Genomic DNA, 20,762 nt, shown 5'->3' with positions numbered 1-20,762 from the left:
GCCGGCATGCGGACGCCGGCGTCGGTCGACTCGATCCGGAGCTGGGTGACGGTCGCCGCGGCGTTCGCCGGGATGTTCGCCTCGTTCGGGATCGCCTACTCCTTCGGTGCGTTCCTCGAGCCGATGGCGGAGGAGTTCGGCGCAGGTCGGGGCACGACCTCGGTGTTCTTCGCCCTCACCTCGCTCACGTACTTCGGCCTCGGCGCCCTCAGCGGCATCGCGGTGGACCGCTACGGCCCCCGGCGCGTGCTGCTGGTCGGGGGGGTCGCCCTCGGCGCCGGGCTGGCGGCGACGTCACGGGCCGGTGAGCTGTGGATCGGACTGGTCACCTACGGCCTGGGGGTCGGGATCGGGGTGGCCTGCGCCTACGTCCCGATGGTGGCCGTCGTCGGCGGGTGGTTCGAGCGACGCCGGACGCTCGCGATCGGGGTGGCGGTCACCGGGATCGGCCTGGGCACCCTCACCGTCGCACCGCTGGCCGCCGCGCTGATCGGGAAGCTGGGGTGGCGGGACACCCACCTCGTGCTCGGCCTGGCGGGCGCGGCGGTCCTCCTGGCCTGCGCCGCGGTCGTGACCCGCCCTCCGGTGCAGGCCGGCCCCGCGGCGCTGACGCTGGGCGAGGCCGTGCGCAACCGCGACTACCGGCGGCTGTACCTGGCGTCGGGTCTCACGTCCGTCGCGCTGTTCGTGCCGTTCGTGCACCTGCCCGGCTCCGCCGAGCGGACCGGGGTCGACCAGGTCGCGGCGGCGGCGCTGGTCGGGGTCATCGGCGCCGCGAGCACCGCCGGCCGGCTGGTGCTCGGGGCGGTCGCCGCGCGGACCGGTGCGTTGCGGGCGTTCCGGTGGTGCTTCCTGACGATGGGCGCGAGTTTCGCGCTGTGGGGCCTCGGGGGCGGGTACGGCGTGCTCGTCGCCTTCGCCGTCGTGCTGGGGATCGGCTACGGCGGCTTCGTCGCCATCGGGCCCGCGGTCGTCGCCGAGCGGTTCGGCACCACCCGCCTGGGTGGGCTGCTCGGGGTGCTCTACACCAGCGCCGGGATCGGGTCCGCCGTGGGAGCTCCGCTCGCCGGGGCGGTCGTCGACGCCTCCGGGTCCTACACCCTGGTCATCGCCGGGTGCCTCGTCCTCGGGCTCGCCGGCTGGCTGACCACGCTCGCCGTCGGTCGCTGACGAGCGGCGCGCCGCGCCGTCCGTCCCCGCCCTGCGACGGCGCCGGCACGTCGACGTGCCGTTCCTGACGGGCAGTCCCGACCACCTCGTGCGGGACCGGCTCCGGTCCGGCACGGCCTACAGCGCTCCTCCCCACCTGGTCGGACCCCAGGTCCGGGCCGTCGCCCGGCTGGTGCGGGGGCCGGACGACCGCGCCCGATGGGTGCTCCGGTGGCTCGGCACCGGTCTGACGCCGGGCTACCTGAGCGAGCGGTGCAGCCGCGTCCGGGTGCGCCGGGACGGCGTCGAGCGGATCGAGACACCGGTCGTCGTCACGGGGTGGGGGTGTGCGACGGCGACGGCCGTCCTCGCCCGCCGCTGACCGTCCCCGGGTGGACGACGCGCCGTGCGACGAGCGCCGTCACGGGCGCGCTGACAGGGTGGACGGCATGGCTGGCGTCCCTCCCGTCGTCGTGGTGACCGGTGCGAACGGTCTGGTGGGCACCGCGGTGTGCAGGGCGCTGGTCGAGCGGTCGGCGCAGGTGCGCGCCGTGGTCCGCCGCGCCGGCGGCGCGCCCGCGCTCGACGGCGTCACCGAGCACGTCGGCGACTTCGCGGACGAGTCCCTCGCCCGCGCGGTGACCCGGGGCGCCGACGCGGTCGTCACGACGGTCCACCCGATGGGCTCGCCGCGGGAGGCCCAGCACCGGGTGGGCGTCGAGGGCACGGCGGTCCTCGCCCGGGCCGCCCGCGACGCCGGCGTCGCCCGGCTGGTGCACGTCTCCACGGCCGGGGTCTACGACCGCTCGGCCGGCGTCGGGGACGTCGCCGAGGACGGTCCCCTCCTGCCCGAGGGCAGTGGCGCCTACCCCGACACCAAGAACGCCGCCGACGCCGCGCTGGCGCGGGTCGGCGGGCTCACGACCGTGCTGGTCCGCCCGCCGGCCATCGCGGGCCCCGGCGACACCTCGGTCTGGAACACGCTGCGGCCGCAGGAGATCCGCGACGGCGGGGACCGCCGGGCCAACCCGTCGCAGACCTGGCCCTGGGTGCACGTCGAGGACCTGGCGGCCTTCGTCGCGGACGTCGCCACGGGTGCCGTCGCGACGTCCGACGACCCGGAGCGGGGCCCCGTGGCCGGCGGCACGACCCCGGTCATCGTCGCCGGCGAGCCCGCGACCTGGGGGGACTACCTCGGCACGGTGACCGACGCGCTGGGCGTCGCCCCCGAGTGGACCGACGAGCCGGTGTGGACCGGGCAGCTGCGCACCGACCGCGCGCGGCGCTGGGGCTGGGCGCCCCGGGTCGGCCTGGCGCAGGCCCTGGACGAGCTGCGGCGGGGCCTGGCGCCGCGCGGGTGACCGTCAGCGCGTGGCGACGCGGAAGACCGGCCAGCCGATCTCGGTCCGCCAGGCCGACGGGTCGGGGGTGTCGCGCGGGCCGGTCAGGTAGGTCTCCCGCACCGGTCCGGCCACCGCGAGCGCGTTGGCCACCACCCAGGCACCCAGCTCGCCGTAGGTGACGTCGATGTCGTCGTGCTCGCCGACGTGGGTCGCGACGGCCAGCTCGACGGCCGGCAGGGTCACCGGGTGCACGCGACCGCTGCGCGGGGGCCGCGTCGTCGGCCGGTACACGAGCACGTGCCCGCGGCCGGTCTCGAAGAGCGCGTTGTCGTAGAGCCCGCCCGGCGGCCCGGCCGGTTCGTCGACCACCGCGTCCAGCTCGGCCATGGCGCCCGGGTACCAGCCGAGGACGTCGTCGTGGTCGACGTCGTCCTCGACCGCGGCCACCGTCGCCGCCGGGACCGCCCGCAGCTCGACCTCGAGCGGTGGCGGCTCCGGCCGCAGCAGCCGGCGCAGGGAGGCCACCGCGGCACGGGTGCGGTCGAGCTCCGCCTCGAGCCGGCGCAGGTGGTCGGTGACGAGGCCGGCGCGGGCGCGGGGGTCGGGGGAGCGCAGGATGCGCTGGACGTCGGGCAGGGGGACGTCGAGCTCGCGCAGGCGGTGGATGACCTGGGCGGTCGGGATCTGGTCCGCGCTGTAGTAGCGGTAGCCGGTCGCCTCGTCCACGGCCGCCGGCTCCAGCAGGCCCGCGTCGTGGTACCGGCGCAGGGTGCGCACGCTGAGGTGGGTCAGCCGGGAGAACTCGCCGATCGCCAGCACCGGAGCACTGTGCACCCTCCCCCGGGGGGAGGGTCCAGCCGTTGGCCTTCCCGGTGCGGGAGGGCGCACCGTCGGGGCATGACCGCATCGACCCGCATCCCGCCCGACCAGCTGCCCGCGACGATCCGCGGCTACCTCGCCGCCCACCGCGCCCGGGAGACCGACGCCGCGCTGCGCGCCCTCACCCCGGCCGCCGTCGTCGTCGACGACGGCACGACCTACCGGGGGACCGAGGAGATCCGGCGGTTCCTGTCCGAGGCCGGAGCCGGCTCCAGCTACACCACCGAGCTCGTCGGTGCCGAGCGCGTCGACGACGCGCACTGGGTCGCCATCCACCGGCTGGAGGGCGACTTCCCCGGCGGCGTCGTCGACCTCCGCTACCGCTTCACGATGGACGGCGACCTCGTCGCGGAGCTGGTCATCGCCCCGTGACGACCGCCGTCCGGCGATCACGCCCCGGCGCTCGGCAGGCTGTGCCAGGTGTCGTAGGCGACGGCGGCCGCTCCCTCGGCGTCCCCGGCGGCGCAGAGCCGGATCAGCTCGTCGTGCCGGGTGACCGACGCCCGGCCGCGGAGGGAGCCGAACCGCAACCGCTCCGCGCGGCGCACCGTGGGCGTGAACTGCTCGAGGACGGTCGCGAGCGCCCGGTTGCCGGAGATGCGCACCAGGACGCCGTGCAGCTCGTCGTCGACCCGGAGGGCGGAGTCGACGTCGCCGGCGTCGACGGCGGCGGCGAACCGGCGATTGGCGTCGCGCAGGGCGGCGAGGTCCGCCTCGGTGAGGACGGGGACGGCCTCCCGGACCGCGAGCTCGTGCATCGCCGCCACGACGTCGCGGGCGTCCCGGACCGCGCGGACGTCGAGCGGGCTCACGACCGTCGACCGGCCCGGCCGGGCCAGCACCAACCCGCTGTGCGCGAGGCGCAGCAGGGCCTCGCGGACCGGCGTCCGGCTGACGCCGAGCCAGGTGGCGAGCTCCAGGTCCCTGAGCTGCTCGCCGGGGGCGAAGGTGCCGTCGACGATCGCGTCGCGCAGGCGGCGGTAGACGTCGTCCCGCAGCAGCCTGCGGTCGACGCCGGGGTCCGTCGGGGGGATCGGCATGGGCGGACTTCCTGGGGAGCCGGGCGCACGGGCAGGGGACGAGACGGAACGAGGAAGCGCGGAAAGGAGGCTTTCCGCCGTCGACCGGTAAATGCAATATATCGCATACCGGTTGTGTTGACGGGGCCGCGCACGGGACGTGCGACCGGAGGGGCGACGACGGAGCGCCCGCTGACCGAGAGGGAGCAGCCATGACCAGCAGCACGCTCGAGACCCGCGCCGCCGAGCCCACGGTGGTGCTCGTCCACGGGGCCTTCGCCGACTCGTCGAGCTGGAACGGCGTGATCGCCGAGCTCCGGCGGGACGGCCATCCGGTGATCGGGGTGGCCAACCCGCTCCGCTCGCTGGCCGGCGACGCCGCACTCCTGCGCGACGTCCTGGACGGTGTGGACGGGCCGATCGTCCTCGCCGGCCACTCCTACGGCGGCAGCGTGATGAGCGAGGCGGCCGACGGGCACCCGCGGGTGAGGGCGCTGGTGTACGTCGCCAGCTTCCTGCTCGACGAGGGGGAGAGCACCGGCGACCTGGCCGGGAAGTTCCCGGGCAACGAGCTCGGCCCGGCACTGCGCCCCGTGCCCGTCCGCGGTCCCGACGGGCAGACCGCCGACGACCTCTACATCGAGCAGGACGAGTTCCACGCGGTCTTCGCCGCGGACGTGCCGGAGGACGTCGCCGGGCTGATGGCCGTCACCCAGCGGCCCATCGTCGGCGACGCCCTGGCGGCCAGGGCGACGAAGGCGGCCTGGAAGACCATCCCGTCCTGGACCCTGGTCACGCGCCAGGACCTGGCCGTCCCGGCCGAGGCCCAGCGGTTCATGGCCGAGCGGGCGTCGTCGCACACCGTCGAGGTGGACGCCTCCCACGCCGTGACCGTCTCCCGGCCCGACGTCGTCGCGCGGCTGATCGTCGAGGCCGCCCGCGCGACGGCCGCCTGATCCCACCTCCACCGTCGCCGGGCCCGTTCCGCGGCCGGTCGGCACGGGCCCGGCACCGGTCCGGAGCCGGCGGGACCGCTTCCGGGACCGGGCCTACCGACTGCCTTCTGCGGCGATGAGCTCGGCGACGTCGTCGGGCATCTGCGAGCAGTCGTCGTCGGTGTCCGGCTGGTCCTGGGCGAGCCCCTCGACGCCGGCGTCCTCGACCGGCTGGAAGCCCTTCTCGGCGATGTGCCGCGGCACCCGGTCCTGCGCGTTGATGACGTGCGAGCGCGACAGCCAGCCGAGGCCGTCGTCCACGTCGAAGTCGAGCCCGCCGCCCGGGGCTCGCTGGACGTGTCCCGGAGACGGCAGGAGCCCGACCAGCTGGACGGCCTGGTCGACGGACAGCGTGGACGGCGGGGTGTCGAAGTAGTACCAGCTGGCCGAGCAGATGCCGTAGACCTGCGGGCCGAGCTGGGCGTGGTTGACGTACAGCTCGAGCATCCGGCGGTCGTCGAGCACCAGCGCCAGCTCCATCGACAGGCCGGCCTCGACCGCCTTGCGCCAGGCGCTCATCTCCTGGTTCAGGAAGAGGTTCTTGGCCACCTGTTGCGGGATCGTCGACCCGGACGGGTCCTCCTCCCCGCGCAGGTGCGCCTCGGCGCGGCCGAACAGCTCGTCCCAGGTGAAGGCACCGTCGCGGTAGGGGAGCGGCTGGTCCTCGTGCGCGATGACGGCGGCGAGGAAGTTGCGCGACACGTGCTCGACCGGCACCGACTGCTGGATGGCGCCCCGGTCGTTGGCCAGCATGAACGCCGTCGTCGGCGGGTCGATCCAGCGCAGCGACAGCAGGACCAGCGCCTGGAGCAGGAAGACGATCACCAGGACGAGGCCGGTGCGGCGGCGCCGGCGGCGACGCCGTTCACGCCTCGGGTCGTCCTGGGGTGGGACCTCGTCCCCGCGCGGCCGGGTGCCCGGACGACGGCGCTGGTGCGGAGGCGTGCTCCCCGGATCCGGCGGCGGTGGCGGCCATGAGCGGGATGAGGGAGGCGGCGCGCCCCACGGGCCGGGCTGCGGAGGTCCCGCCCAGGGATCGCCGTACGGCGCGGGCCGGTCGTGGTCGGCCACCGGCCGCGGCATGCGCCGGGTGGCCACCCGGTCGGTCCGCTGCCACTCACCCGGCACGTCAGCAGCCGAGCGGCGGCGGCGCGGCGCGAAGGGCATGAGGTGTCGTCCTCCTGTGACCCGCTGACCGGATCTCCAGAGTACCGGGGGACCGGCGGCGGGCCGATGGTCCGAGAGGTGAGCGCGCGCCGGCGCCCGTCAGCGGCAGCCTCTGCCCGAGTCGCCGTCGGCCTCTGGTCCGGTCTCCACGCCCGCGTCGGCGTCTGAGACGTCGCCCGGCTGTGTCCGAGGGGGCTTGGCCGCGTTCTGCTCGTCGTGGTGCCGTCGAGGTCGAGGTGGCGCAGGCGTGAACGGGGCCTCGATCCAGGTCAGCCAGGACCCGCTGGACGTCGACGGAAGATCCGGCGGTCGCCCACCTGCCGGCCGTCACCGAGGTCCGTGGCCTCGGGAGGCCGCAGGCCCGGCCCACGATCACTCCACGGTTGCTGCGACGACCCGGATGGCCACGCGTCCACGCAGGTGACGCGGCTGACCGCTCGCGCGAGTGTTCCTAGCCGGAGGTCGTGCGAACTTCGTAAGCTCCGGCCAGGGGCCCCATCCGTCCGCGACAGGGGAGGAGCGCCCGCATGCTGTCGGACGCGCGGGAGCTTGCCGCCAACCAGCAGGTCGAGGCGGACGTCTGCATCGTCGGGGCCGGTCCGGCCGGGATCAGCATCGCCCGCGAGCTGATCGGCAACGGCGCTCAGGTGTGCCTGCTCGAGAGCGGCGGCAGGGACGTGGAACGCCGTGCGCAGCAGCTGAACCGGGGCCAGAGCGTCGGCTACCCCATCCATCGGCCGCACCAGTCGCGGGTGCGAGCGTTCGGCGGGACGAGCAGGCGCTGGTTCCGGCCCGGCGACGAGAGCTGGGCCGCACGCCCGCTCGACCCGATCGACTTCGAGGTCCGTCCCGGGATCCGCTATTCCGGCTGGCCGTTCGACCGTGCTCACTTGGACCCGTACTACAGACAGGCCCAGGAGGTCTGCCGGCTCGGCCCGTTCGACTACGACCCGGGTCGCTGGGCCGATCAGGAACGGATGTCGCCCCTGCCGCTGCTCCCGGGCGCGATCGAGACCACGGTGTTCCAGCACGGAACCGACGACTTCGGCGACTACTTCCAGGAACTCGTCCGCGCACCGAACGTCACGCTTCTCCTCCACGCCTCGGTGGTCGACCTGGCCACCGACCGCGATCCGGACTGGGTTGACCGGGTCGAGGTGCGGAGGGAGGACGGCTCGCGGTGCTTCGTGCGGGCACGGCTCGTGGTGCTGGCCGCCGGCGGGATCGAGAACCCGCGCCTGCTGCTGCTCAGTCGACGGACCCACCGCAACGGGCTCGGCAACGACCACGACCTGGTCGGCCGGTTCTTCGCCGAGCGGATGTCGGCCCGCAGTGGGTTCGTCGTCGCGAGCTCGCCCGAGCTGATCGGCCGCGCCGGCTTCTACCCGGTCCACGAGACCGCGCACGGGGTGCGGGTGCAGGGGGCGTTGCGGGTCCGCGATGCCGTGCAGCGGGAACGACAGCTCCTCAACTGCGCGTTCTTCCTGCTGGTCCGGGACCGCGCCATGATGGCCGAGGCCGTGCGGTCGGTCGCGACGCTGGCCAAGGCCCCGCGCCGTCGTCCGTTGACCGGGGAGGTGGCAGGGCACCTGCGCAACGTCGTCACCGGTCTCGGAGACCTCGGTGTCTTCGCTCGCGAGCGCCTGCACACCCTCGACGACGCCCGCGGTGTCCTGGTCCTCCGTGTCCAGGGGGAGCAGGCGCCCAACCCGGACTCGCGGGTGATGCTGGGCACCCGGCGCGACCGGTTCGGCCAGCCCGTCGCCCGGATCGACTGGCGTCCGACCCCCGCGGACCGCGCATCGATAAGAGCATCACAGGAGACCATCGACGAGGCGTTGCGGACGGCCGGGGTGGGCCGAGTCGAGTTCATGCTGGGTGACGAGCACCCGCCGACCCTGCTCGAGGGCAACTTCCACCACCTCGGTACGACGCGGATGCACGCCGACCCAGCCATGGGGGTGGTCGACGCCGACTGCCGGGTGCACGGCGTACGGAACCTGTACGTCGCGGGCAGCTCGGTGTTCCCGACCTACGGATGCTCCAACCCGACGCTCACGGTGGTGGCGCTGGCCCTGCGTCTGGCTGATCACATCAAGAAGCAACTGGCCAGTTCGTCCCGTGGCACCCCAGCAGGGCCATCGTGACCCCGCCACCCCGCAGGTCCAGGGGGAGCCGACAGCGCCGCTGGGCCTTGGTCGCCGGGGCACTCGCGCTGGGCGTGGTGGCCGCGGTCGTCCTGACGATCCGAGCGTCGGACCCTGCACCGCGTCCGCCGCTGGCACCCGCACCGGTCTCGGCGACCCATTCCCCGGTGCCCGCCGCGGCCTGCCTCGACGGAGGCGGTGTGCCGATCGGCGTCGGGGACGATGCCCAGAGTCTGGTCAACGGGCACGGACCTGGCACCACCTACATCGTCGAGTCCGGCATCCACCTGCGGAACTTCAGCGTCCAGCCGAAGTCCGGCGACACGTTCTGCGGGGAGCCGGGCGCCGTGCTCGACGGTGGGCGGAGTCTGCCGTGGGCGTTCTCGGGTGGGGCGACCGACGTGACCCTGGACTCGATCACGGTGCAGGACTACGCGAGCGCCCGGCAGGGCGCCGCCATCCATCCCGAGTCCCGGGCCAGCGGTTGGGTGGTCCGCAACGTGTCGGCCCTGCACAACGCCTGGGCAGGCCTCCTGGTGGCCGACGGCATGACGATCCTGGGTGGCCACTACAACGACAACGACCAGTTGGGCATCGGTGGGAACGCGGCGACCGGGATCGTCCTGGACGGGCTGGACGAGGATCCGGGCACTCTGGACGGGCCGGAGCTGGCCCGCAACCACGCGCTCCACGCCCCCTGCGACTACGAGAGCGGGGGCATGAAGTGGGACGTCGGGCAGGTCACCATCCGCAACGCCCACGTCCACGACAACGACTGCAAGGGGATCTGGGGCGACATCAACGCTCACGATGCTCTCATCGAGAACAACCTGGTCGAGGACAACGGGGCGGAGGGGATCCTCTACGAGATCAGCCAGGATGCGACGATCCGCAACAACCGCATCTACCGCAACGGACTCGACTCCTCGGGTTGGTACTGGGGTGGCGGCATCACGCTGGCCTCCAGCTCCGACGTCGAGGTCTACGGCAACATCCTGTCCGGCAACTTCAACGGGATCACCGGTAGCCAGCAGGACCGGTTCGACTCGACCCCGCCTGCACACCTGCTGACCGGCATCCACGTCCACGACAACACGATCTGTGCCACCGGTGACGGGGGACATCCCACGGGCGTGGGAGCCGACAACGGCGCCGATCTCGATGCGCGGGACATCAGCTTCACCGGCAACACGGTCCAGGAGGCCCCCTGCGACTAGCGGCGGTGGGCAGAGGTCTACCGCAGGACCGAGGTGGCCCGGACAGCGATCTGGGCTTCGTCGTCCTCGACGAGGAGCAGCCGGGGGATCGCCGGGTGATCGGTGGGTCACCAGGTCCACTCCGCCGGCTGTCCACGCCGACGCCTCGCCCGCTCCGCCCGGAACGCGCCGGATGCACGGTCTGTGGGTGGCGCGACCTGCGCACGAACGACGTCGCCTGTCGCTGGACCGGCCGGACTCCCGTCCGTTCTCCCCCTCTCCGCGACTCCCCGGGACGCGCACCGCTGCGCAGTACTGCTCCACCTGGCCGAGCCCGACCGGCGGCGGTCCGGCCTCGCCGACCTCCCGAGGGGCAGTGGCGCAGCGCGCAGGGGCAGCGGGCGCACTGCGGAGAGGATCTCCGCCGGCTGCGCGGCGTCCACGGCGACCTGCTCGACGAGCCCTCTCCGCCGACGTCGCCGCCGACCAGTCCGGCCGAGCGACGCTGTCGCTGTCGCTGTCGCTGCTGCTGCCGCCGCCACCGCTCCATGCGATGTGACGGATCTGCGGCTCTCCCTCGGCGTCTCGCGCGCGAACCTCTGGTCGGCTCTGAGAACTCCGGTCTAGCGTCCCGCGCCAACGAACCCGAGGCGCCTCGAGGCGCCCGAGGCGGGGGAGGCCGGGTGGGATTCACGAGGGACCTTCCGGCGATCAGCATCTTCGGATCGGCGTCTTCTGCCTGGCTCGTGACGCACGGGCACCGCGTCATCAGCGTCGGCATCGATGCGCGCAGGCCGGCCCTGCTCCACCCGGGGCGCCCGCGTCGCGGGGACCGCTCGAGCAGCGGCTTGCCGGAGGAGGACACCGCGCGGCGACGCACCCTCGGCTGGAGTTCAGCCGGACGGCTGCTCGCTCGGCCGCACCGAGGCGCGGATGGAGTCCAGCGCCGCCGACAACTGCGCCAGAGGAAGCGCGGTGGCGTCGGAGCGTGACATGGCGCTGACGGAGAGGGGCCACGGGATGGCGAGATGGGGGTCGTCATGAGCGATGGTCAGATCGTCGCGGGGATCGTGCCGCCGGTCGATCCGGTACGCCGTGTCCGCGGGCTCGGTCAGCGCCTGGAACCCGTGGGCACACCCGGCCGGGACGTACACCGAGTTCTGCCGGTCGCCGTCGAGGACGACCGAGAGCCACTCCAGGTAGGTCGAGGAGCCAGGGCGCAGGTCCACGACGACGTCGAAGACGCGGCCCGAGGAGCAGCGCACCAGCTTGCTCTCGCCGTCGCCCACGCGGACGTGCAGGCCGCGGACCACCCCGCGGTGCGAGCGGGACATGCTGTCCTGCACGAAGCCGTCGGGGTCGATGCCGGCCTCGCGCGCCACGTCGGCGTCGAAGGTCCGGCTGAAGAAGCCGCGGTCGTCGGCGTGCGGCTCCGGCGTGAACTCGACGACGCCCGCGATGCGGGTGGGGGCCCAGCGCATGGCCAGCGAGCATGGCACCGGTCCCGCCGGGCGTCGAGGTCCCGGTCGTGAGCGCGCCGCGCTGCCGGCTGTGCGGGGCCGGGCTCACGCACACCTTCGTCGACCTGGGGATGTCGCCCCCCTGCGAGAGCTACCTGACCGCGGACCAGCTCGACGCCGCCGAGGCCTTCTACCCCCTGCACGTGCGCGTCTGCGGGCAGTGCCTGCTGGTCCAGCTCCCCGCGTACGTCGACGCCGGCGACATCTTCAGCCACTACGCCTACTTCTCCTCCTACAGCGACTCGTGGGTGGCGCACGCCAAGGCCTACGTGGAGGAGGCGGCGGAGCGGCTCGCGCTGGGCCCCGACTCGTTCGTCGTCGAGGTGGCGAGCAACGACGGCTACCTCCTGCAGCACGTCGTCCAGCGGGGGATCCGCGCGCTGGGCGTCGAGCCCGCGGCCAACGTCGCCGAGGCCGCCGTCGAGAAGGGGGTCCCGACCGAGGTGACCTTCCTCGGCGAGGCGACCGGCCGTGACGTCGCCGCCCGGCACGGGGCCGCCGACCTCGTGGTGGCCAACAACGTCTTCGCCCACGTGCCCGACATCGTCGACTTCGCGAAGGGGCTGCGGGCGCTGGTGGCCGACGGCGGGACCGTCACCATCGAGATCCCGCACCTCGCGCGGCTCATCGAGGGCAACGAGTACGACACGATCTACCACGAGCACTACTCGTACCTCTCGCTCCTGACCACCCAGCGGGTGCTCGCCGAGGCGGGGCTGACCGTCGTCGACGTCGAGGAGCTGCCGACGCACGGCGGCTCGCTGCGCACCTGGTCGATGCCGGCGGAGCGGGCGCACGCGCCGAGTGACGCCGTCGCCGCCGTGCTGGCCGCCGAGGAGGCCGCGGGCCTGCACACCCTCGAGGGCCACGCCGGGTTCGCGCAGGCGGTCGCCCGGGTCCGCAACGACCTCGTCGAGTTCCTCGTGGAGCGCTCCCGCCGGGGCGAGACGGTGGTCGCCTACGGCGCGCCGGGCAAGGGCAACACCCTGCTCAACCACTGCGGCGTCCGCTCCGACCTGATCGCGTTCGCGGTCGACCGCAACCCCTTCAAGCAGGGCCGGTTCCTGCCGGGGACGCACATCCCGGTCCACCCGCCGGAGCGGCTGGACGACGCCCGGCCCGACTACGTCCTGATCATGCCCTGGAACCTCAGGGACGAGATCTCCGAGCAGCTGCGCCACGTCCGCTCCTGGGGCGGGCGCCTGGTCGTGGCCCTGCCCCGGCTGGAGGTCCTCCGGCCGTCCGAGGGAGGCACCCCGTGAAGGTCGTCATCTTCTGCGGCGGACTGGGCATGCGGATCCGGACCGGACCGGAGTCCCTGCCCAAGCCGATGATGCCCATCGGCAGCCGCCCGGTGCTGTGGCACGTGATGCGCTACTACGCGCACTTCGGGCACACGGAGTTCATCCTGTGCCTGGGCTACGGCGCCGATGCGGTCAAGGACTACTTCCTCGACTACCGCGAGACCAGCTCCAACGACTTCGTGCTGACCAAGGGCGGCCGGCACGTGCAGATGCTGGCCAGCGACATCAGCGACTGGACCATCACGTTCATCGACACGGGCGTGTCCACCGCGATCGGCGAGCGGCTGCGCCGCGTGCGCCCCCACCTGGAGGGCGACGAGGTCTTCCTCGCCAACTACGGCGACGTGCTCACCGACGCCCCGATGAACGACCTCATCGCCGGCTTCGAGTCCAAGGACGCCGTGGCCAGCCTGCTGGCGGTCAAGCCGCAGGACTCCTTCCACGTCGTGCGGCTGGCCGGACAGGACCGGGTGACCGGGCTGACGCCGGTCGCGGACATGTCCATGCGCATCAACGGGGGCTACTTCATCCTCCGGCAGGGCATCTTCGACTACCTCGACGAGGGCGACGACCTGGTGATGGACGGGTTCACGCGCGCCGCGGCCGACGGGAAGCTGTGCGCCACGCCCTACGACGGCTTCTGGGCGCCGATGGACACCCTCAAGGAGCGGTCGGCGCTGGAGGAGCAGTACCGCAACGGCGTCAGCCCCTGGGCCGTGTGGCGGGACCGCCCCGTGGAGCCGGGCCCGGCGGTGGTGCCCGTCCTGATGGGGGAGCCCAGTGTCGGCGCCCGCTGACCCGACCGCCGGACGCCCCCGGCGCGGTCCGGTCGCCCCGTGATCGGTCTGCTCCCGCCGGCGGGCCGGCTCGACGTCCTGTGCCTGGGCGCCCACCCGGACGACGTCGAGATCGGCTGCGGCGGGACCCTCCTGGCCCTCGCGCGCCGGCCCGGGACGACCGTCACCGGGCTGGTCGTGACCGGCACCCCCGACCGCCGGAAGGAGGCCGAGGCGGCCCTGCCCCGGTTCTTCCCCGGCGCCCGCGTCCGCGTGCTCGACCTCCCCGACGGGCGGCTGCCGGCCCACTGGGGCGCGGTGAAGGAGGCGCTGGAGGAGGCCGCGGTGGAGGCGCGCCCGGACGTCGTGCTGGCGCCCCGCGCCGACGACGCCCACCAGGACCACCGCCTGCTGGGCGAGCTCGTGCGCACCGCCTGGCGCGACGCGCTGGTGCTGCACTACGAGATCCCGAAGTGGGACGGCGACTCCCGCTCGCCGGACGTCTACGTGCACCTGACCGACGACGACGTGCGCCGCAAGGTGGAGCTGCTCCAGGAGTGCTTCCCCTCGCAGTCCGGGCGGGACTGGTGGGACGGCGAGCTGTTCACCGGCGTCATGCGGCTGCGCGGCGTGGAGAGCCGGAACCGCTACGCCGAGGGCTTCGTCTGCGACAAGCTGCTGCTCGGCCTCGACGGGGGGAGCGCGCGATGACCTCCGCACCCCAGGGCGACCGGTCCTTCACCCGGTCGACGGCGATGCAGCAGCGCCTGCACGAGCTCGTCCCCGGCGGGGCGCACACCTACGCCCGCGGCTCGGACCAGTACCCGGAGGGCATGGCGCCGGTCATCGCCTCCGGCGAGGGCGCGCACGTGCTCGACGTCGACGGCAACCGGTACGTCGAGTACGGCATGGGGCTGCGGTCGGTGACGCTCGGCCACGCCTACCCGCCCGTCGTCGAGGCCGTGACGGCCGCCGCGCGGGCGGGGGTCAGCTTCAGCCGGCCGTCGGTGGTCGAGCTGCAGGCGGCCGAGCGGTTCCTCGTGCAGGTGCCGGGCGCGGACATGGTCAAGTTCGCCAAGAACGGCTCGGACGCGACGACGGCGGCGGTGAAGCTGGCGCGGGCGGCCACCGGCCGGGACCTGGTGGCGGTGTGCCGGACGCAGCCGTTCTTCTCCACCGACGACTGGTTCATCGGCACTACCGAGATGGACGCCGGCATCCCGGGCGCGCAACGGGACCTCACCGTCGGGTTCGACTACGACGACCTCGGCTCCCTCGGACGCGTGCTGGACGCGTACCCCGGCCGGGTCGCCTGCGTGCTCCTCGAGGCCGCCACCGGCACGGCCGAGCCCTCGCCCGGCTTCCTGGAGGGCCTGCGCGCGCTGGCTGACCACCACGGGTTCGTCCTGGTCTTCGACGAGATCATCACCGGGATGCGCTGGTCGCGCGGCGGCGCGCAGGCGGTCTACGGCGTCACCCCCGACCTGTCCACGTGGGGCAAGGCGCTGGGCAACGGCTTCGCGGTGTCGGCGCTGGCGGGGAAGCGCGAGCTCATGGAGCTCGGCGGGCTGCGCACCGACGCCGCCCGCGCCTTCCTCCTCTCCACCACGCACGGCCCGGAGACCACCGGCCTGGCGGCCTGGCTCGCCGTGGCCGAGGCCTACGAGGAGCGCGACGTCGTGGCCGTCATGGAGCGGCAGGGCCGCCGGCTCGCCGACGGCGCCAACGCCGCGGCGGCCGCGCTGGGGGTCGCGGACGCCTTCGGCGTCGTCGGCCGGCCGTCGTGCCAGGTGTTCGTCACCCGCGACGCCGACGGGCGGCCCTCGCAGGAGTTCCGGACGCTGTTCCTGCAGGAGATGCTGCAGCGCGGCGTCCTGGGGCAGTCGTTCGTCATCTCGGCCGCGCACACCGACGACGACGTGGACCGGACGGTCGAGGCCGTCGGCGAGTCGCTGACCGTGTACGCCAAGGCGCTGGCCGCCGGCTCCACCGAGGGGCTGCTGCGCGGCCGCCCGGTGGCCCCGGCGCTGCGCCGGTACGCCGCCCCCCGGCAGCTGACCGGACCGGCGGCCCGACGACCCGGAGGTGGGTGCTGATGCGTGTCCTGGTGACCGGCGACCGCGGCTACGTCGGGGCGGTGCTGGTGCCGCTCCTCCAGGAGGCGGGGCACGAGGTGCAGGGCCTGGATGCCGGCTGGTACGACGGCTGCGACTTCGGGTCCCCGCCGCAGGGGTACCCGTCCCGCACCGGCGACGTCCGGGACGTCACCCCCGGCGACCTCGCCGGCCTCGACGCGGTGGTCCACCTCGCGGCGATCTCCAACGACCCGGTCGGGCACCTCAACCCGGAGGCGACCTACTCCGTCAACGCCGCAGGTGCCGCCCACGTGGCCCGCGCGGCCAAGGCGGTGGGCGTACCACGGTTCCTGTTCTCCTCGTCCTGCTCTCTCTACGGGGCGGCCGGGGACGGCGCCGTCACCGAGGACAGCCCGTTCAACCCCGTGACCCCCTACGGCGAGAGCAAGGTGCGCGCCGAGCGGGAGATCAGCGCGCTCGCCGACGACGACTTCAGCCCGACCCACCTGCGCAACGCCACCGCCTACGGGTCCTCCCCGCGGCTGCGCGCGGACATCGTCGTCAACAACCTCACCGGCACGGCGTTCACCCGGGGCGAGGTGCGGCTGCAGAGCGACGGCAGCCCGTGGCGGCCGCTGGTGCACGTGCGGGACATCGCCCAGGCGTTCCTCGCGGTGCTCGAGGCGCCGCGGGAGGCCGTCCACGACCAGGCGTTCAACGTCGGCCGCGACGAGGACGTCGTGCAGATCCGCGACGTCGCCACCGCCGTCGCCGAGGTCTTCGACGCGCCGGTCACCTTCGCCGAGGGCGCCGGGGCGGACAGGCGGGACTACCGGGTCGACTTCACCAAGATCAAGGAGCGGCTGCCCGCCTTCCGGCCGCAGTGGACCGTGCCCGACGGCATCGAGGAGCTCGCGGCGGACATGGGCCGGATCGGCCTCACCGCCGAGGACTTCGACGGCGAGCGCTACGTGCGGTTGCACCGCGTGAACCGGCTGCGCGCCGCCGGGGTGCTCGACGACCTGCTCCGCACGAGGGCGCGGTGACCCTCGCGGACGAGGTGGACGCCCTCCGCTCCGGCGAGCGGGACCTCGCCGCGCTGGGGGAGGGCATGCACGCGGCGATCCGCCCGCTGTACCCGATCTGCCGCAGCATCACCGGCGACGGCGTCCGGGCCACCCTCGACGTCCTCGCGGAGTCCCTCGACCTCGAGCGGCACGGCGTCCCGTCGGGCACGCAGGCGTTCGACTGGACCGTCCCCGACGAGTGGAACGTCCGCGACGCCTACGTCGCCGACCGGTCCGGCCGGCGGGTGGTCGACTTCCGCCGGCACAACCTGCACCTGGTCAGCTACAGCGCCCCGGTGCGCGCCACGATGACGCTCGACGAGCTCCGCCCCCACCTGCACACGCTGCCCGACCGGCCGGCCTGGATCCCCTACCGGACCACGTACTACAGCCGGGACTGGGGCTTCTGCCTCGCCGACGACCAGCTGCGGGCGATGGACGACGGCCCGTACGACGTCGTCGTCGACACGACCCTCGCGCCGGGGGAGCTGACCTGGGGCGAGCTGGTCCTGCCGGGGGAGAGCCCCGACGAGGTCGTGCTCAGCGCGCACGTCTGCCACCCCTCGCTGGCCAACGACAACCTCTCCGGGATCGCCGTGGCGACGGAGGTGGCCCGCACGCTCGCGGCCCTGCCCTCCCGCCGGCTCACGTACCGCTTCCTGTTCGCGCCCGGCACGATCGGGTCGATCACCTGGCTCAGCCGCAACGCCGACGTGCTGCCCCGCATCCGGCACGGGCTGGTCCTCACCGGCCTGGGCGGCACCGGCCCCCTGGTCTACAAGCGCACCCGCCGCGGGACGCGCCCCGTCGACCGCGCCGCCGCGCACGTGGTCACCCGGCACGGCGGCGAGGTCCGCGGCTACTCGCCCTACGGCTACGACGAGCGGCAGTACAACGCCGTCGGCTTCGACCTGCCCGTCGGGCGGCTCTCGCGCACCCCGCACGGCGAGTACCCCGAGTACCACACCTCCGCCGACGACCTGGCGTTCGTGCGGCCCGCGGAGCTGGCCGAGTCCTACACGGCCGTGCTCGAGGTCCTCGACGTCCTGGAGAACGACGACTGCTTCGAGAACCTCAGCCCCTACGGCGAGCCGCAGCTGGGCAAGCGGGGCCTGTACCCGAGCACCGGCGGGAGGCAGGCCACCGACGCCGTCATGGCGATGCTGTGGGTGCTCGGCTACGCCGACGGCGCCACGTCGCTGCTCGACGTCGCCTCCGTCGCCGGCACCGACTTCGCGGGGCTGCGCCGCGCCGCCTCCGCCCTCCTCGCCGCCGGCTTGCTGGTGCGCGCCGCGGCTGCGTAGCCGTGAACAGCCCTGTGCCGGGATGGAGACGGCCGACAGGCCCGTGATCAGCGCCTGCTGACCTCGTCAGCACGTGGGCACCAGGGTCCGGTCCCCGTCCCTCGGCCTCGTGTCCCTGGCGGGACGAGACCCCCGACATCGGCGCCTCCGTCCTCCGCCCGGATGTCGGGTCCACCCAGGCGGCACGAGTGCCGGCGAGATGGTGAGCGAGGTGAGCAGGCATCGATGGCTGGGTGGCCGTCAGGTGCTCGCGCTGCCGTCACGCAGTCGTCGTCCCGGACGTCCATCGGGGTATGCGTGGTCACGCGGGGCCACCTGCCTGCCGTCACCATCTCGTCGGCGGTGTGTCGAGAGCCGCTTCTCCCATCCCGGGGTGGACTCCCCTTCGTGGCTTTCCCTGAACTCCCCGGCGACGCCGGAGGTGATGCTCCGGAGCACCTGACGGCGCAGCGGTTCATCGGTGGTGAGTGGCGAGGCGGGTTGATCGTTCTCGCACTCGTCGTTCGACTCGCCAAGAATGGAAGACATCGTGGGGGCCGCTCGCAGGCCTCGAGCACCGCGCGAACGTGGGGAATTGGGTGTGGACGGAGTTCCGGTCCATTCGTCGGGCTCAGAACGGGTCATCGCTCGAGATCGACTTCTGCGAATCGGGTCGGCGCGAAACGTCCGGCCACGGGTGACCTTCATCCCGGTACGTCGGTGGACGTCGTAACGAAGGCGTGTCCGATGGTCCGGCCGTCGGCCGGGGTGGAGCATCACGGTGATGCCGCGGGCCGCCACCATCCGCACGTAGGAAGGCATCCGCCTGCTGCAAGGGTGCGGTAGGGCTGTCACCCACAACGGCCGACCACGCACTGTGCACCTCGGGTCACCGCTCCACGAGGCGCGTCTCCAGGACAAGGGGCTGAAGTCCTGAACTTCCGGAGCTCCCTGCGCCGCCGCAGCTACATTTCCTTTCACTCCCCGTGGTTGATTTCCGACGGTCCGTGAAACATTGGCACTCCGGGCGCGGCGGCAGAACACGTCCCTTTCACTCGCCGTGGTTGATATTCGACGGTCCGTGAGGTTCGTGAAATCCGTTTGAAACAGCGCGGTGCCTATTGAAACGACCTTGAGCGCATGTCATCGTCACTCGCGCCAAAGGCAGAACGGGGCGGTCCGGTGACCAGGGGCGGCGCTGTTCTGCCCGTCGCCGGCGGTCGGCCCTGCGAGGTCGGTCACGCCCCTATGCCACGGGGGATCCATGAGCGCGTTGCGCCAGTTCGCCGCCTCAGGGGCGGAGTCGAGGGCGGCCCGGCGCGGGGCCGGTCGGCTGCGGTCGGGTCAGGGGAGTCCCGGCGCGGTCGTCGGCGAAGCGGGCGCGGACCGATCAGTCCTCAGCCAGCCACTCGTCGTCCGGTCGTCGCGCAGAGCCTGGGAGCGGCGGTACGTCAGGGCGGTGATCCTCGGCGATGCGGTCGCCGCCCTGGTGGCGGGTCTGACCGCCTACGACATCCGTTTCGGTGATCCCTCAGCCGAGGTCCTGGCATGGGACACCTACATGGCGCTGAGCGTCGGCCTCCCCGTGCTGTGGCTCGCGGCGATGGCGGTCGCCCGGGCCTACGAGGCCCGCTTCCTCTCGGTCGGGTTCGAGGAGTTCCGCCGCGTCCTCATGGCCGCGGTGGTCGTCATCGCAACCGTGGCCACCGCCTCGTGGGCCACGAAGGCGCAGATCGCGCGCGGGTACGTCCTCGTCGCTCTGCCCATGGCAACGGCCCTGACGTTGCTGGGACGGTACCTGGTCCGCAAGTGGGTGCATCGCGAGCGACGCCGTGGTCTCTTCATGAGCGACGTCCTCCTGGTCGGGCACGGGCGGACGGGCGCTGAGCTGGTCCGGCAGATGCGTGGCGACCCCCATCACGGCATGCGGATCGTGGGGGCGTGCGTCCCCGAGCGGGGCGGCTCCGTCGAGTTGACGGCGCTGGGTGTGCCGGTCCTGGGCGGCTTCGAGGACGTCGACCTGGCGGTGCGATCGACTTCTGCAGACGCAGTGGCGGTCCTGCCGTGCCCGGAGATGGATGGTCCCGCCCTCCGGATGCTCTCGTGGAGCCTCGCCAAGTCGGGGATCGATCTGCTCGTCGCCCCGGCGTTGATCGACGTCGCCGGTCCCCGTATCGCCATCCGGCCGGTGTGCGGGTTACCGCTGCTGCACGTCGACGAGCCGCAGCTGTCAGGTGGTCGCCGCGTCGCCAAGGCGCTCCTCGACCGGCTCGTGGCACTGGTCATGCTGATCGTGCTCGCACCGATGCTGGTGGCGATCGCGCTGGCCATCCGACTCGGCAGCCCAGGGCCCGCGATCTTCAAGCAGACCCGGACCGGGTGGCGGGGGCGTGAGTTCACGATGTGGAAGTTCCGCACGATGGTCCGTGACGCCGAGCAGCTGAGGTCCAGTCTCGACGAGCTGAATCAGCACCCGACCGGGGAACTGTTCAAGATGTCCGCCGACCCCCGGGTCACCCGTCTCGGCCGTCTGCTGCGTCGAACGTCGCTGGACGAGCTACCCCAGTTGGTCAACGTGTTGCGCGGCGAGATGTCACTGGTGGGCCCGCGTCCCCTGCCGGTGACCGACCGGCCGTACGACGGCGAGGCACGACGACGGTTGTTCGTGAAGCCGGGCCTCACCGGGCTGTGGCAGATCAGCGGCCGCTCCGACCTCGACTGGGAGGAGTCGGTTCGCCTCGATCTGCGCTATGTCGAGCAGTGGTCGCTCGCTCTCGACGCCTTGATCATCTGGAAGACCATCTTCGCGGTCGTGAAACACCGCGGCGCCTACTAGAGCGCC

At 73.3% G+C, this 20,762-nt stretch carries 18 protein-coding genes; 14 read left to right on the top strand and 4 right to left on the bottom strand.

The genetic code is table 11. From position 1 onward, the window contains the following. The first annotated feature begins 6 nt into the window (after positions 1 to 6). From ACI8AA_RS12420 to ACI8AA_RS12410, 3 genes are all read left to right on the top strand, one after another. Complete coding sequence (locus ACI8AA_RS12420; protein ID WP_457044711.1) at positions 7 to 1,170, top strand: MFS transporter; 1,164 nt, start codon at positions 7 to 9, stop codon at positions 1,168 to 1,170. Positions 1,171 to 1,225: 55 nt separating this feature from the next. Beyond that, positions 1,226 to 1,531, top strand: a complete 306-nt coding sequence (locus ACI8AA_RS12415; RefSeq protein ID WP_457044710.1) for a hypothetical protein — start codon at positions 1,226 to 1,228, stop codon at positions 1,529 to 1,531. A 67-nt stretch (positions 1,532 to 1,598) separates the two neighbouring features. Beyond that, entirely contained in the window at positions 1,599 to 2,510 is a 912-nt protein-coding gene (locus ACI8AA_RS12410) for an NAD-dependent epimerase/dehydratase family protein (protein WP_457044709.1), read from the top strand. Positions 2,511 to 2,513: 3 nt separating this feature from the next. Here the strand turns inward: ACI8AA_RS12410 and ACI8AA_RS12405 are convergent, their stop codons facing one another. Beyond that, positions 2,514 to 3,311, bottom strand: a complete 798-nt coding sequence (locus tag ACI8AA_RS12405) for a MerR family transcriptional regulator (protein WP_457044708.1) — start codon at positions 3,309 to 3,311, stop codon at positions 2,514 to 2,516. Positions 3,312 to 3,389: 78 nt separating this feature from the next. On the opposite strand from ACI8AA_RS12405, the gene ACI8AA_RS12400 reads away from it, so the two are divergent. Further along, entirely contained in the window at positions 3,390 to 3,743 is a 354-nt protein-coding gene (locus tag ACI8AA_RS12400) for a nuclear transport factor 2 family protein (RefSeq protein ID WP_457044707.1), read from the top strand. A 17-nt stretch (positions 3,744 to 3,760) separates the two neighbouring features. On the opposite strand, the gene ACI8AA_RS12395 is transcribed toward ACI8AA_RS12400, so the two are convergent. Continuing rightward, positions 3,761 to 4,411 carry a GntR family transcriptional regulator gene (locus ACI8AA_RS12395; RefSeq protein WP_457044706.1) on the bottom strand — a complete coding sequence of 217 codons (651 nt, stop codon included), beginning with the start codon at positions 4,409 to 4,411 and terminating at the stop codon, positions 3,761 to 3,763. A 191-nt stretch (positions 4,412 to 4,602) separates the two neighbouring features. On the opposite strand from ACI8AA_RS12395, the gene ACI8AA_RS12390 reads away from it, so the two are divergent. Next, the gene (locus ACI8AA_RS12390; protein ID WP_457044705.1) at positions 4,603 to 5,346 is read left to right on the top strand and encodes an alpha/beta fold hydrolase; all 744 of its coding nucleotides are present in this window, start codon (positions 4,603 to 4,605) and stop codon (positions 5,344 to 5,346) included. A 93-nt stretch (positions 5,347 to 5,439) separates the two neighbouring features. On the opposite strand, the gene ACI8AA_RS12385 is transcribed toward ACI8AA_RS12390, so the two are convergent. Beyond that, the gene (locus ACI8AA_RS12385; protein WP_457044704.1) at positions 5,440 to 6,210 is read right to left on the bottom strand and encodes a transglycosylase domain-containing protein; all 771 of its coding nucleotides are present in this window, start codon (positions 6,208 to 6,210) and stop codon (positions 5,440 to 5,442) included. Positions 6,211 to 7,079: 869 nt separating this feature from the next. Between ACI8AA_RS12385 and ACI8AA_RS12380 the strand changes: the two genes are divergently transcribed. Continuing rightward, on the top strand, positions 7,080 to 8,699 hold the full coding sequence (locus ACI8AA_RS12380; RefSeq protein WP_457044703.1) for an FAD-dependent oxidoreductase: 1,620 nt from the start codon (positions 7,080 to 7,082) through the stop codon (positions 8,697 to 8,699). Positions 8,700 to 8,776: 77 nt separating this feature from the next. Beyond that, a complete protein-coding gene (locus ACI8AA_RS12375) occupies positions 8,777 to 9,916 on the top strand; it encodes a right-handed parallel beta-helix repeat-containing protein (RefSeq protein ID WP_457044702.1) in 1,140 nt (379 codons plus the stop codon). 872 nt (positions 9,917 to 10,788) lie between these two features. On the opposite strand, the gene ACI8AA_RS12370 is transcribed toward ACI8AA_RS12375, so the two are convergent. After that, entirely contained in the window at positions 10,789 to 11,376 is a 588-nt protein-coding gene (locus tag ACI8AA_RS12370) for a dTDP-4-dehydrorhamnose 3,5-epimerase family protein (protein ID WP_457044701.1), read from the bottom strand. A 47-nt stretch (positions 11,377 to 11,423) separates the two neighbouring features. On the opposite strand from ACI8AA_RS12370, the gene ACI8AA_RS12365 reads away from it, so the two are divergent. The 7 genes from ACI8AA_RS12365 (at position 11,424) to ACI8AA_RS12335 (ending at position 20,756) form a co-directional block, all read left to right on the top strand. Further along, the gene (locus ACI8AA_RS12365) at positions 11,424 to 12,677 is read left to right on the top strand and encodes a class I SAM-dependent methyltransferase (RefSeq protein WP_457044700.1); all 1,254 of its coding nucleotides are present in this window, start codon (positions 11,424 to 11,426) and stop codon (positions 12,675 to 12,677) included. Continuing rightward, the gene (locus tag ACI8AA_RS12360) at positions 12,674 to 13,516 is read left to right on the top strand and encodes a sugar phosphate nucleotidyltransferase (RefSeq protein ID WP_457044699.1); all 843 of its coding nucleotides are present in this window, start codon (positions 12,674 to 12,676) and stop codon (positions 13,514 to 13,516) included. The genes ACI8AA_RS12365 and ACI8AA_RS12360 overlap by 4 nt, the downstream gene beginning before the upstream one ends. Positions 13,517 to 13,555: 39 nt before the next feature. After that, positions 13,556 to 14,206 (top strand): PIG-L deacetylase family protein, encoded by a 651-nt coding sequence (locus tag ACI8AA_RS12355; protein WP_457044698.1) that lies wholly within the window; start codon positions 13,556 to 13,558, stop codon positions 14,204 to 14,206. Continuing rightward, positions 14,203 to 15,591: a glutamate-1-semialdehyde 2,1-aminomutase gene (locus ACI8AA_RS12350; RefSeq protein WP_457044697.1), complete on the top strand. Its 1,389-nt coding sequence runs from the start codon at positions 14,203 to 14,205 to the stop codon at positions 15,589 to 15,591. The genes ACI8AA_RS12355 and ACI8AA_RS12350 overlap by 4 nt, the downstream gene beginning before the upstream one ends. Beyond that, positions 15,591 to 16,616 (top strand): NAD-dependent epimerase/dehydratase family protein, encoded by a 1,026-nt coding sequence (locus ACI8AA_RS12345; RefSeq protein WP_457044696.1) that lies wholly within the window; start codon positions 15,591 to 15,593, stop codon positions 16,614 to 16,616. Before ACI8AA_RS12350 ends, ACI8AA_RS12345 begins: the two co-directional genes overlap by 1 nt. After that, positions 16,613 to 17,941, top strand: a complete 1,329-nt coding sequence (locus ACI8AA_RS12340) for a DUF4910 domain-containing protein (RefSeq protein ID WP_457044695.1) — start codon at positions 16,613 to 16,615, stop codon at positions 17,939 to 17,941. The genes ACI8AA_RS12345 and ACI8AA_RS12340 overlap by 4 nt, the downstream gene beginning before the upstream one ends. 1,438 nt (positions 17,942 to 19,379) lie before the next feature. Continuing rightward, on the top strand, positions 19,380 to 20,756 hold the full coding sequence (locus ACI8AA_RS12335) for a sugar transferase (protein ID WP_457044694.1): 1,377 nt from the start codon (positions 19,380 to 19,382) through the stop codon (positions 20,754 to 20,756). Positions 20,757 to 20,762: the final 6 nt, after the last annotated feature.

The sequence above is a fragment of the Geodermatophilus sp. SYSU D01180 genome (assembly GCF_054050415.1).
This window is presented reverse-complemented; position numbering and strand designations above follow the sequence as displayed.